The organism is Pedobacter polysacchareus (genome assembly GCF_019802255.1).
GTDB classification, from domain to species: domain Bacteria; phylum Bacteroidota; class Bacteroidia; order Sphingobacteriales; family Sphingobacteriaceae; genus Pedobacter; species Pedobacter polysacchareus.
The window spans coordinates 760,548-772,630 of the sequence record NZ_JAHYSS010000002.1 but is presented as its reverse complement, the minus strand read 5'-3'; the positions used below and the strand labels follow the sequence as shown (position 1 = coordinate 772,630).

Below are 12,083 nucleotides of genomic sequence, written 5' to 3'. Positions count from 1 at the left end.
CGAGCATTTATAAAATAAAAACCGGCAATCCTTAATTTAGAAATTGCCGGTTTTTGTTGGTTAGAAAAAATCTTAAAATCTAATTTATTGGCAAATCATAATACCTCTTTAAAATTCAAATATAAAACCAAAGGAAGGAATGATGTTTCCTGATTTGGTATTTAAGATGTAAGGTACGGCATTTGAACCATTCGCTTGTATCGGTTGCCCGTCTGTAGTTAAAAAGCCAGTATTGTCTTCTGTACGTTTAAAGGTGTATTTTGGGAAGTTATCATTTTCCTTTTTAAGCAGATTCTGGAGATCAACATATATATTCAATGCTGTTCTTTTGAAATTTATACGTTTATCTACACGAAAATCCAGCTGACTAAATGGAGACAATCGCTCTGTATTCAGCCTGTTATAATCAGAAACCCCGGTTCCTAATGCTAAATAATTTTGTTGCGAACTCAACAAATCGAATGGCGTATAGGGTGATCCACCTGCATAGCGATATTTCAAGCCTAAATCCCAGTTGCGTTTCAATTTGTAACCGAGTGTAAGCGACAATAAGTGTCTGTTATCCCAGGAAGAAGAGATTAATTTTTGATTTAATCCTGAAAACTTACTGACTACATAAGAGTAACTGGCGACATAAAAAAAATTCTTAACGAGTTTTTGCTGGACAAACACCTCAAATCCATAAGTTTCCCCCTCTCCTACACTCAAAACTTTTTCGCTTCCTACGGAAGCATATTCCGCACCTTGATTGGCTAGAGAAGTTCCATTATTTACAGAAACGGGGTAATTACCGTATTGCTTATAAAATGTTTCAAATGTAAACCTCAGGTCGTTTCTAGGTAAAAATTGAGTACCTAAAACATAGTGAATGGATTGAATATAGTCCATATTTTTATTCGCAGGAATGCCATTGTCATCCCGATAACCGAGCATGGTATAAGGAGGGATTTTAAAATAACTGCCTACAGAAGCACTGATGTCCCATTTTGAATTGAGATGATAAGCTAAAGATAAACGGGGAGACAGTGTCTTTAAGGGGTTGTTCCCATTTACAGTGAATGTATTCAGGTCTGAACGAACACCAGCAGAAACCAGAAGTTGATCATTAAACAGATTTTTAGAAGCTTGCAAAAAGGCTCCGTATTTCCAAAAATCCATCTCACTGTCAAACCTTATCACCTTTTCGGGGCTGATCACATTTCCTTGTTCATCAACAATTTCATTTGAAATTTTATTAAATAAATCTGTTTGATAAGCCACTAGCTGCGCCATCACTCCTGCAGACAATTTCCATCCATTGATAAATTTGTTAATGTCAAAACGGAACTTATTTTCTATTTCCTGAGATTGAACTTTCAGCGTTCTTTTATCTGTATCTTGCTGCTCATCTTCAAACTTGTCCAGGCTATTGTCGAACACATTTCGGCTCAGTGTAAAGTTTAAATATCCATTCTCAATCTGGTGGTTTAAATTAAATCCAACGGTATAATTCCATTGGTTGATGTAAGGTGTTGATCGCAAAACATAAGTATTTTCTAAAGTTGACTTTTTAGTAGGTGCAAATTTAAAACGATCTATTGCACCTAGACCTATAGCTGTAAGCTTGGTCTTTGCGTTAAACTTATGTGTTACTTTGTATTGAAAATCCTCAAAACCAGGTCTGATCGGTAAATCAATTAATTTAAACAGGAAACCAAGATAAGATTTCCGGATCGAGGCTAAAAATGTGGTATTTTTAGAAAGTGGACCTTCCAAAGTGAAGGCTGATTCGGTGAAACTAACCCTGGCATTACCAGATATTCGTTCAGAATTCCCTTCTCTTTGCTTAATCACGAAGGTAGATGCCAATGGGTTATCATACCTGGAATCAAAAGCGGACGAGCTTAATTTTAAGCTTTCGATGAAGGAAACATTAAGAATACCCTGAGCACCACCCGAGCTTCCCTGAGTTTGAAAATGGTTAATTACCGGAATTTCTATTCCATCCAGATAATATACATTTTCATTTGGAGCTCCGCCTCTGATAATGATATCATTTCGCTCTCCTACCCCATTGCTAATTCCCACGCCCGGCAGCGTTTGCACAACTTTTGAAACATCAAAATTTCCACCAGGGCTACTTTTGATATCTTCAGCGGTCAGCTGCTGTACTGATAATGGAGTAACCATATCGGTAGCAACTGCTGATTTTCCTTTATCAAAGCTGATGTTTACTTCTTTTAAATTAGTAGAAAGTGGCTGAAGTTCAAAATTCACCAATTGGGGACTACCACTCCCAACTACAATATTGTATTTTATCTGAGTGGTATATCCTAATGTACTGGCTGAAATCTTATACGTGCCAACGGGGACGTTAATGCGGAACTGGCCGGTTGAATCGCTAAGCGTCTTGATGGATGAATCGTTGATAGAAATTGTTACGCCATCAAGTAACTTTCCTGTGTTTACGTTTTGCACAGTGCCTATGATCAATCCACTTTGCTGTGAAAACACAGATTTACAAATTAATATTATTGCTAAGGTTATAAAGAATCGAATGGTCAATTTAGATGAGATTAGATAATGACATAACTACGAATATAGGACTTAAGGCGGTTTTTTCGATACCGCCTTCACAAGAATTTACATTTTGCTTTTCTATAGATATATGGAGCACTTTTCTTAGGCACCCGAATTTTGATTGATTTTATCACCTGAAAAGGAACAGTTTACATCCCTTTTTCAGAATTAAGAATGACATGATTGGCATCCACTCTTTGTAATATCCCCTTATAACTAATATTATTTTTGGCTTTAATGATAGCCAAATAAGGCTGAACAGATTGTGCGTTCGCTGTGGTCAGACTGGCAGTAACAAATAATAAAAAAAGGTACACAAATGTTCTCATAAGAGTTAGGTTTTGTTTTTAGTAAAATTTATTCCCTTTTCAGTTTAAAGTTGCCGCTATCGTCTTTTTCCAGGGCATACCCCTCATTCAATTCAAGTGTCCAACCCTCTCCTATGATTCTTTTCTCTTCTACTTTGACTGGATTTGTTACGGAAATTTTATCCCAATTCGCACTCATTAACGCTCCCTTTTCGACCGTTAAAACACCCCACAGATCGGTCACTCTGATGTTTGGATAAACCGTTCCTTTGTCTTCTATGGGTATGATATTCCTTGGATCGAAAGAAACGTTCATCTTCTCAAACTTTATTGTAAAATGAGCTTGCTCAATAAATCTGAGTTTATATTCAGCAATTAGTTTTTGCGCCTTTTCCTCTCTTGCTGTTTCTTCCTGAAGGATTGTTTTTCCGTTATAGCTATCAGCTAAACTTTCAACGGCAGCTTTCAAATTCGCTGAGGTATTGATGTTAAATGCCTTGATAAAATAATTTGTCAAATTGGTTTTAGGGCTAATTTCCTTATTCCAATTCTTGTTTTTTCCATAAAGCAAATAACCGTAAACAGGGATAGTTTGATACGCGAAGGACCGGACAAAAGTAGGATTGGTAAAAAAGGTATCGATACCGTTTACAAAATGCACCTTCGCCTGCTCTTTGGTTCTTCCGCTGACAATAAATCCCGTAAATTCTGCAAGCCCTTCATTCATTTCCAGCAGATTTTCTGTCGTGTCAGCTCCATTATAGCAAAGGTGTCTGTATTTTCTAAATGTCAAGGCACTGGCCAGATGGCGATGTAATTCATTTTTAGAAGAGGATTGAACTGCTTTTTTAAGTGCTTCTAATTCCAATCGGAGATACACTCTTCCATCCTTTCTGTCCAAGTGATTATTTTCAGGATTATTAAGCGTGAATCCTAAAGAAGGTTGGATGGTATGAAATAACTCATGAGCCAATAGGTTATTCCGATCTTCCTTATTTTGGGGAAGTGGCAGCATAATCATCGCCCAGCTTTTTCCAGCAAAGCGCATAGCGGTATTGGCAATATTGATAGGATCAGGTAAAGTTCCGGTAAAGAGATCCTCATTTTGTTTTAAAATACCTGCCGTATCGGATTCGTTTGCAAAGACTTGTCGGGTTTTAGTATCCACTAAAAGTATTGGCCCATATAAATCTTTGTTCCAAAGGCTGTAACTCTTTTTTGTCTCTGTTTTTATCTCATTAAAGATAACGGGAATGTTCTTTTCCAAAGCTTGCTTTTCTTGCCCCAATACACTTTGTAGGAGCAGAAAAGAGAGAAGTGTTAAAATTGGTTGTTTCATTATTGAATCGTCCTGACCTCCACTCTTAAACGATTTTAACCAACTCTACTCTGCGATTTTTGGCTTTATTGTTTTCCGAATCATTTGCTACCAATGGTCGTTCTGCTCCGAAACCTTTCGACGATAATCTGGATTTGTCGATTCCATTTGTGGTCAAAGATTTTAGTACCGCATTCGCACGATCATCAGACAGTTTTTTATTGTGTGATGCCTCTCCAGTATTATCTGTATGTCCTTCAATTGATATTTTTAGATTTGAATTCTTCTTTAAAGCTTCAGCAATTTCGTTCACTATCCCTTTTCCATCAGCGGAAATGGTAGATTTATCGAGATCGAAGTTTATATATAAAATGGATTTTCCTTTCTCAGTCAGGTCTCTTACAATGTCATCTGCCGTTACCTTTGTGATGGTTTGCTGAAGTGCTTCCTCTTGAAGAATATTAAGCTTTCCTGCTGCATTATTTGCAGAAAATTGCACATAGATATTTCCTTTATCTTTGGAACGGATGATATAGAATTTAATTTGTTCCCCCGTATAACCGATATCACCATCAGCTCCTTTGTTTGGATCTTTCTTCTGGTAACGATCATACGCTTCCTGGGTGATTTCACCATCATATATCTTAACAGCACCGATAGAGGCCAAATAATCTTCCAGACTTTTCTCAAAAAATCGCTGTGAAAATTCTTCGCCCTGCTTTGCGCTAACATTCGTTTTATACAGCTTACCTTCAAATGGAGTCATGACTCCATTAATTGGAAAAAAGCAAACATCAAACTTCTTTTGTAACGGTTTATTCTGTTCTTGTAATCCTGCCGGTAAGGTGAAAAATGGAAAGTTACCCAAATCAGCAGTCGAAAATGGAACATCAGCAATGTTAAAACTTTTTGCTGTAGCTGAGGTTTGTTCTTTCAGTTCAGCCTGGTCTGTTACTGCTGCAGTATCTTTGTTTTGTTTAGAAGTCTGGTTGCAAGAGAGCATCATCGTTGCTACTGCGAGCAAAAGCGTTACTTTTTTCATTATATAAGTTATGGTATAGCGTTATTGTATACCGCTAAATATCTAACTAAATATTCTAAAAACAAATAGATCAAGCTTATATCAATAAGTAGTCTCCCCCAGGATATGTCTCCAGGCCTGGGAAAGGCGATCCACAGGAGACCTATCCATAAGTTGAGTGTATTAGCGCGGTAAGCAGCAAGGGCAGCAGAAGCCGGAATCGTCATCATCATCCACATAGTTGGAGAGGGAGAAATTTTCAGCTAAAGGCGGCGTTTCTATATAGTCTGGCAATTGTTCATTAACATTTTCTGTTTTCGGATTCGAATTAGCTACAGCAGATGGTAAGTGATTTAGGTTGTTCATAATTTCAGTTTCTATTCCTATCAAAGATAGGTAGGCAGCTTATAAAGCTTATTTAACCCTTACAAATAAGCATAAACAACTTTTTAAACACTCCACATAAGGACATCATGCTGTGAATCACTTATTTCAACAACCACTAAAGAAAATTATTCTACTAAAGAATTGGATGCAGAAACATTTTGCCATCCACAGTAATCCAATTGAAATAATTATATGGCCACTCTTTTGTTTTATGATTAACCATTTTAGACAGCTGCTCTTCGTCTATTGGTTCGATATGGACTTTACCACTGGGATAATGGCATTGGTATAACTGATGATCTGTTGTAAAGACTATAGTTTGCTGATCTGGCGACAATGCTGCAAATTCTCCCCGAATTCTGTCTTTTCCTGGCCGTGTGATTTCATAAGCTTTACCTGTTCCCTGGTTAAAAATATAGTCATTATCTACCATTAATAAATGAGGCCCAATCTTCAGCATATCACGATTTTCCCATTGTCTGTCGCCCTCAATAACCGTAGGTCTGTCTATACTATAAACCTTTAAACCCGATTTTTGTGCCCTGAATAAATAAAATCTGTTTCCTATACTATATGGGCCAGAAATCCGCGCTATGAAACTTGTTTTGGCTGGATTAATATAGGTAACGTCATCAAAGTTGTATTGTGAACACTCCTGAGAAGGATAGGCTGATGATTCTGAATCGTTGGGGGGATTCACTTTGGGATTTATCCTGATGACCGTATCTTTGTAAAGCACTTCATTCCACTCCGGAAATTGATTGGATCCGAATATGCCCCCTACCCATTCTTCTTTCTTACTTTTTAGATGTCGCTGTGAAAATATGGGCTTTTTGCCATTTGGGAGTTCATCTAAATTAACTTTTATATCAAAAAGTTCAGCTTGATATGCTTTTTCATGCTTACAGGATGAAAATATGATCAAGGATATAAAAAGTATCAGCTTATTTTGAAAATGAATATTAATCATAAGCTGACTAAGATAACTATAGTAAAACGAAAAAACCCTCTAAACTGTAAAGTTAGAGGGTTTTTAATAGAAATTTGATTTCTATGTTGTGTATTTTAATGCCGAATAACCCAGTAGAAAGTACTGATCCCCAAATGCTAATATTGTTGTAATCGTCATATTTTGAATATTTTAATACTTATCCTAATGATCTTTATTAAAGACCCATTCATCCCATTCTTCAGGAGTTCTACTAATATTTCTAGTATGTGTTAAAAATACCCCTTGATTATATTTTTTATCCTGCCAACAAATCTCTATTAACTTCTTTACATTGCCTTTTTTGATTTCTATGTCTCTTGGACGATAAATCAAACCTTTTCTTATAGTTTGAGGATTATCTAACGTTAAGTAAAAAACTAAGCTATTGATGATCATTTTAACAGCCATTAAAGTGGTATCCCTAATTATGAAGCTTGGAGCAATGTAGTTGTGAGTTTGAATTGTTCCTTCCGCTGCATCAACATATAGTCCCCAACCTTCTGGAAAAGGTTGGTCATTATAAAGGATATCAACATAAATATCTTTCATGTGACATTCAATCTTTTTATCACCACTATAGATTTGTTTAGAAGCTATATATGAACATTCTGTTTTCAGCATCCATTTTTCTAAGTTTTCGCCACAAAAAATAGAAATATCATTGACTGGGTTTTCAATATTTAACTCCTTCTCATACTTATTAAAAGTTTTGTGGAATTTACCAATTTCAGTATCAAAAGGTGATAATAAGGAATTGTGACGAACACATAGAACATTGGCAACTAACCCTGCCTTAGGCATGATTTTTACTTCTCCAGGCTTGCCGTATGGTGGCCCTTTTATTTTTACGACTTTAGCATTACCCAAATTAGCTAAAATGTAGTTTGATATTAAATGTTCTTTAGAAATTTTAGTGCTGCAATCATTTGTTGTATTTGCGTAACAGCCTTTGTGTGAATATCCAGTAATTGGATCGTTTCCAACTAGTCTTACAGGTTTCTTATTCCAACGTTTCCCTTCTAAACAACAAAATTTAGCCTTCAATCCACTATCACACGGACATAAATCATAAGGAGAAAAGGCGTTATTCATACCCTAATATACGTAAATACTGTACATTTAAACAGTTAAGCACGCTTAAAGCTGCTATTGAATCTTGTGATAAATAATAGTGTCACCATATTTGGTTGGCCATTTTATAGTCTGCTTATCCAGATCGACCTTCATAATTCTGACTAAACTGGACATTGGTTCCGCTATTCTAAGTGTATGATCACTTTTTTGAAATGTGGCTACGTCAATTCTACCGGGTCCATAGTTAATCCAAAAACCAGCTTTTTTATTTTTACTTGGGCGTTGAGGATCATTCTTCTTAGCGGCAGACTAATTAGAGAGACGTTGTATATCAAATTTACCATCATCTGTAGGTCTAACTTCGATAGTATCTTTAAAATGATCATAGTTGTTCTCACTTTGAGAAGCGTACTTACCCGCAATTTGGTTTTCGGAAGACGATGAACAAGAAATTAAACAAGTCATTAATTGAAGGCAAGCTATCAAGCCAATATTCTTTAGTGTTTCCATAAGAGCTTTAAAAATGTAATTAAACTAAATATATGTGATTAACTAAGTTAATAACTTTCCTTAAAACATCATACTGGAAATCAACATTTTAAATTTAAAGAAAAGAATAACTAAAATCTGAGTACTATTTAATGATCGAAAAATAATCATAAGTTTGATGTATAGATAAAGATAAAAATGAACTGGATCACCCGTGAAAGACCAAAAATAGACCGCATTGCTTGTCCTTGGCTGATCAGTAATTTCATTGATAAGGATGCTCATTTTTTTTATGTACCGTTCGATCAGGTTATTGAGATTTCTAAAGAATTGGATGCTATCCCATTTGATGTTCCCGGTGTAGAACTCACCCATCAAAAAGATCAATGTACTTTTGACGCATTGATTAAAAAGTATAAATTAAATGACCCTGCGCTCGATGCAATGGCACCTATCGTGAGAGGTGCGGACACAGATCAGCATCATTTATCCAGCCAGTGTGCCGGATTATGGGCAATCGCTGCTGGTATGGCTTACAATATCAAAGATGATTTAGAATTATTAGAAGCAGGGAAAGTCATCTATGATGCGCTGTATACATGGGCCAAACATCTTCAAAATGTAAAACATACGGAAAGTCCTGTAGAACAATTGCTGGTAGATGTTTACCAAAAATTTCTAAAAAAAGGAACTACAGGTAAAATACCTGTCTGGGCAACTGAACTAAAAACCATCATACAAGATCAGATTGACACTAACCTTACTCTGAGCTTAACAGGGCTTTCCCAGGAATTAAATGTAAATCCAGCGTATGTTTCCAGAGAGTTTTCCAAGTATTTTGATAACCTTTCCTTTGGCGAGTACATTAGAAAACTTCGGATAGATAAAGCGATTGTATTCATCGAAACCTCTGATTATTCCTTTTCCGAAATTGCCTATCTGACGGGGTTTTCCGATCAAAGTCATTTTGCCCGTATTTTTAAACTCGAAACAGGTTTAACCCCTTCAACCTATAAAAAGAACAATGAACAAGGTAAAATACATCCTAATAGTTAAAACCATTCTATTTTATTTTCTATATCGTCTGTAGCCTTGTGCTATGCAAACGATAATCTATAAAACCTGCCTCGTTATCTTATTAATAGGTAGTCTCCTAACCTCAATTTCTGGCTATGCACAACAAACGCCTGCGCAAACTTATCCCAAAATAACTGGATACGTTGGCATTGTCCATCCCCTAGTTACTTTTAGCTCGGATGGAACCCATACAAATTTTAAAGACAGCTATGTTGTTGGAATGCCTATAGGCATCAACATCTGGAAGAGTGCGAAAATCGGTTTCAGTAGCGAAATTGTACCTTTTGTGAAAGCTACAAGTAGCGGAAGCAAAGTAAACAATGTATTGTTCCACCCCGGTGTTCTTGTTGCTCTTGGCAATGGTTTTACTTTTGCAGGTCGTGCCGCTTTTGAAACATCTGGCAGGTATGGCTTAACTCCTGTTTTTAACAAAGTCGTGAAGAAAAATAAAGGCAGTAGCTATTTCATTGCCATTCCATTGCCTGCACGCTTTGGAAATGATCTTCCCTCCTCTTTTGGTATTGGCTTTCAATTCGGTATCGCATTTTAAATAAAACCGCAAGGAAAAAGTAAATTCTGTGCTAACAGTTAAATTCATTCTATTTTTCAAACTTAACTACCGGTACTATTGTATAGTAATTTTTGAGATATGAAATGGATTACTCGTGAAAGGCCAAAAATTGACCGGATTGCCTGTTCCTGGCTTATTAAAAACTTCGTAGACACCGAAGCTGAATTTATATATGTACCAAAGGAAGTAGTTTTTGAAGCAGCAAAAACTTTACATGCCATCTCTTATGACATTGTTGGAGCGGAGTATACACACGAGGGAGAATACTGCACTTTTGACTACATCATAAAGAAACATGGACTAACCGATCCTGCATTACTAAAAATCGCCACAATTGTACGCGGAGCAGATACAGATCGTTTTGATCTGGCACAACAGGCGGCAGGGCTATGGGCTATATCTGCCGGACTTTCCTACAACATACCCGATGACCCTGAAATGCTTGCTTTAGGGATGAAAGTTTACGATGCGTTATATAGCTGGGCCAAATACTTACAATCAGAAAAACACACATGGAAAACGAACTGATCAAAAAGCCCACTTATTCAAGAAGCGAGCTTACCACGTACTTTTTAAAATTAGGCACATGGGGATTTGGCGGGCCTGTCGCACTGGTAGGCTACATGCACCGTGATTTGGTAGAAAACAAGAACTGGATTACGGAGGAAGAATATAAAGAAGGGCTTGCCCTTGCTCAACTGGCACCAGGGCCATTGGCAGCTCAACTTGGCATTTACGTAGGCTTTGTCCACTATGGCTTAATCGGCGCAACTTTAGCCGGACTTGCTTTTGTACTACCTTCCTTTATTATGGTAGTCATCTTAGGCATCGCATATAAGCTGTATAGTGTATTGCCAGGAATTCAGGCCGTGTTTTATGGCGTAAGTGCCGCTGTCATTGGTATTATTGCCATTAGTGCCTATAAGCTAACCATCAAATCGGTGAGTAGCCTCGACTTTGCGGCCGTCAAGTCTAAATGGCTCCTATGGATTTTCTATCTGGCTGGAATTGTTGTTACCGTAATCACTCAAAAAGAAGATATCTTATTATTTGTTGGCTGTGGACTGATCTATATGGTAGTTAAATCACCACCTAAATGGATCAAACGCCCTACTACTGCGCCATCAATGATTTTGCTTGGTATTGGATTCTGGCATTATGACGGAAAGACTTTGCAGGAGATTGGATGGTTCTTTCTAAAGGCGGGTGCATTTGTGTTTGGAAGTGGTTTGGCTATTGTTCCTTTCTTGCATGGTGGAGTGGTTCAGGAATTTGGCTGGCTTACAGAACATGAGTTTTTAGATTCCGTAGCCGTTGCCATGATCACCCCAGGGCCTGTGGTCATCACGGTTGGATTTATCGGGTATTTAGTTGCAGGTTTTCCCGGAGCTTGTGTTGCCGCCCTTGCTACATTTCTGCCTTGTTATATCTTTACCGTTACTTTTGCACCGTCCTTTAAAAAAATTGCCAAAAACCAAAGTATCAAAGCCTTTGTTGATGGTATAACAGCCGTGGTTATCGGTGCATTGGTTGGCGCAGTCATCATTATTGCGATGCGTTCGATTATTGATATACCCACTGCACTGATCGCTATACTTTCCATACTGACGCTGATTTATATCAAAAAGGCAAAAGAACCTCATTTGATCCTCATTTCCGCTGTTATTGGTTTAATTTTAAAACTATGGATATGAAAAACTCTTTGCAGGTTTTATCCTGCCATTATCACTATGTTGGGTGTCCTGCAATGGGCAGACCGAGTTTGTTTAGTTTGATTCCATGCAGAAACATCAACCCTTTTCTTGGTTGAAATATCAGAAAACTTACTATTTAAAGTAATCCGAACAAATAATGGCGCTCTACCTTCTTTCATTTTGTCCCTTTTTAGGAAAAATGATAGACTAAATGTGTTTGGGCTTTTCATATTTTAATATGATTTATGCCCTTTTATGCCCTTATGCCCTCTCCTGTTTTTAAAGAATTAGAGGAACAAAACACAGGGTTAAAAAAGGCGGTAAAACAAAAAACTCAAGTAGTCATTTTTACTTTTTTTTGAAGGACAATTATAGCTGAAAAAAATAGGGTGTAGAATAGGGCATAAAAACCTTGATATTCCTTGTTTTTCTTTGATATGATTAAAACGAAAAAACCCTCTAAACTGTGACATTTAGAGGGTTTTTGATAGAATTTGACATCTATGTTGTCGGGGTGGCAGGATTCGAACCTACGACCTCCTGCTCCCAAAGCAGGCGCGATACCGGGCTACGCTACACCCCGAACTGGTATCA

At 37.1% G+C, this 12,083-nt stretch carries 12 protein-coding genes and 1 tRNA gene; 4 read left to right on the top strand and 9 right to left on the bottom strand.

What is annotated here, in order from left to right:
• Positions 1-108: 108 nt before the first annotated feature.
• The 7 genes from K7X70_RS07250 to K7X70_RS07220 all read right to left on the bottom strand — a co-directional run bounded on the left by K7X70_RS07250 (position 109) and on the right by K7X70_RS07220 (position 7,676).
• The gene (locus K7X70_RS07250) at positions 109-2,493 is read right to left on the bottom strand and encodes a TonB-dependent receptor (RefSeq protein ID WP_222536409.1); all 2,385 of its coding nucleotides are present in this window, start codon (positions 2,491-2,493) and stop codon (positions 109-111) included.
• Positions 2,494-2,708: 215 nt separating this feature from the next.
• Positions 2,709-2,888: a hypothetical protein gene (locus K7X70_RS07245; RefSeq protein WP_222536408.1), complete on the bottom strand. Its 180-nt coding sequence runs from the start codon at positions 2,886-2,888 to the stop codon at positions 2,709-2,711.
• Between the two features lie 28 nt (positions 2,889-2,916).
• Positions 2,917-4,206, bottom strand: a complete 1,290-nt coding sequence (locus K7X70_RS07240) for a hypothetical protein (protein ID WP_222536407.1) — start codon at positions 4,204-4,206, stop codon at positions 2,917-2,919.
• Positions 4,207-4,231: 25 nt separating this feature from the next.
• Positions 4,232-5,227 carry an OmpA family protein gene (locus tag K7X70_RS07235; protein ID WP_222536406.1) on the bottom strand — a complete coding sequence of 332 codons (996 nt, stop codon included), beginning with the start codon at positions 5,225-5,227 and terminating at the stop codon, positions 4,232-4,234.
• Between the two features lie 162 nt (positions 5,228-5,389).
• Positions 5,390-5,572, bottom strand: a complete 183-nt coding sequence (locus K7X70_RS07230) for a hypothetical protein (protein WP_222536405.1) — start codon at positions 5,570-5,572, stop codon at positions 5,390-5,392.
• 154 nt (positions 5,573-5,726) lie between these two features.
• Entirely contained in the window at positions 5,727-6,518 is a 792-nt protein-coding gene (locus tag K7X70_RS07225) for a hypothetical protein (RefSeq protein ID WP_222536404.1), read from the bottom strand.
• A 228-nt stretch (positions 6,519-6,746) separates the two neighbouring features.
• Positions 6,747-7,676 carry a hypothetical protein gene (locus K7X70_RS07220; protein ID WP_222536403.1) on the bottom strand — a complete coding sequence of 310 codons (930 nt, stop codon included), beginning with the start codon at positions 7,674-7,676 and terminating at the stop codon, positions 6,747-6,749.
• A 669-nt stretch (positions 7,677-8,345) separates the two neighbouring features.
• Here K7X70_RS07220 and K7X70_RS07215 point away from each other — a divergent pair.
• From K7X70_RS07215 to K7X70_RS07200, 4 genes are all read left to right on the top strand, one after another.
• On the top strand, positions 8,346-9,203 hold the full coding sequence (locus K7X70_RS07215; protein WP_222536402.1) for a chromate resistance protein ChrB domain-containing protein: 858 nt from the start codon (positions 8,346-8,348) through the stop codon (positions 9,201-9,203).
• Positions 9,204-9,246: 43 nt separating this feature from the next.
• Positions 9,247-9,774 carry a hypothetical protein gene (locus K7X70_RS07210; protein ID WP_255606954.1) on the top strand — a complete coding sequence of 176 codons (528 nt, stop codon included), beginning with the start codon at positions 9,247-9,249 and terminating at the stop codon, positions 9,772-9,774.
• A 99-nt stretch (positions 9,775-9,873) separates the two neighbouring features.
• Complete coding sequence (locus K7X70_RS07205) at positions 9,874-10,323, top strand: chromate resistance protein ChrB domain-containing protein (protein ID WP_222536401.1); 450 nt, start codon at positions 9,874-9,876, stop codon at positions 10,321-10,323.
• A complete protein-coding gene (locus K7X70_RS07200; protein ID WP_222536400.1) occupies positions 10,308-11,489 on the top strand; it encodes a chromate transporter in 1,182 nt (393 codons plus the stop codon). The genes K7X70_RS07205 and K7X70_RS07200 overlap by 16 nt, the downstream gene beginning before the upstream one ends.
• A gap of 17 nt (positions 11,490-11,506) precedes the next feature.
• Here K7X70_RS07200 and K7X70_RS24535 read toward each other — a convergent pair whose 3' ends face one another.
• Both K7X70_RS24535 and K7X70_RS07190 read right to left on the bottom strand, forming a co-directional pair.
• Complete coding sequence (locus K7X70_RS24535; RefSeq protein WP_368388416.1) at positions 11,507-11,719, bottom strand: Arm DNA-binding domain-containing protein; 213 nt, start codon at positions 11,717-11,719, stop codon at positions 11,507-11,509.
• 279 nt (positions 11,720-11,998) lie between these two features.
• Positions 11,999-12,072 (bottom strand) — tRNA-Pro (locus K7X70_RS07190).
• Positions 12,073-12,083 lie beyond the last annotated feature (11 nt).

Excerpts from the sequence above, each read along its gene's own strand:
- K7X70_RS07230 (WP_222536405.1), bottom strand. The coding sequence starts at position 5,572 with ATGAACAACCTAAATCACTTACCATCTGCTGTAGCTAATTCGAATCCG.
- K7X70_RS07245 (WP_222536408.1), bottom strand. The coding sequence starts at position 2,888 with ATGAGAACATTTGTGTACCTTTTTTTATTATTTGTTACTGCCAGTCTG.
- K7X70_RS24535 (WP_368388416.1), bottom strand. The coding sequence starts at position 11,719 with ATGAAAAGCCCAAACACATTTAGTCTATCATTTTTCCTAAAAAGGGAC.
- K7X70_RS07240 (WP_222536407.1), bottom strand. The coding sequence starts at position 4,206 with ATGAAACAACCAATTTTAACACTTCTCTCTTTTCTGCTCCTACAAAGT.
- K7X70_RS07215 (WP_222536402.1), top strand. The coding sequence starts at position 8,346 with ATGAACTGGATCACCCGTGAAAGACCAAAAATAGACCGCATTGCTTGT.
- K7X70_RS07210 (WP_255606954.1), top strand. The coding sequence starts at position 9,247 with ATGCAAACGATAATCTATAAAACCTGCCTCGTTATCTTATTAATAGGT.
- K7X70_RS07205 (WP_222536401.1), top strand. The coding sequence starts at position 9,874 with ATGAAATGGATTACTCGTGAAAGGCCAAAAATTGACCGGATTGCCTGT.
- K7X70_RS07220 (WP_222536403.1), bottom strand. The coding sequence starts at position 7,676 with ATGAATAACGCCTTTTCTCCTTATGATTTATGTCCGTGTGATAGTGGA.
- K7X70_RS07200 (WP_222536400.1), top strand. The coding sequence starts at position 10,308 with ATGGAAAACGAACTGATCAAAAAGCCCACTTATTCAAGAAGCGAGCTT.
- K7X70_RS07235 (WP_222536406.1), bottom strand. The coding sequence starts at position 5,227 with ATGAAAAAAGTAACGCTTTTGCTCGCAGTAGCAACGATGATGCTCTCT.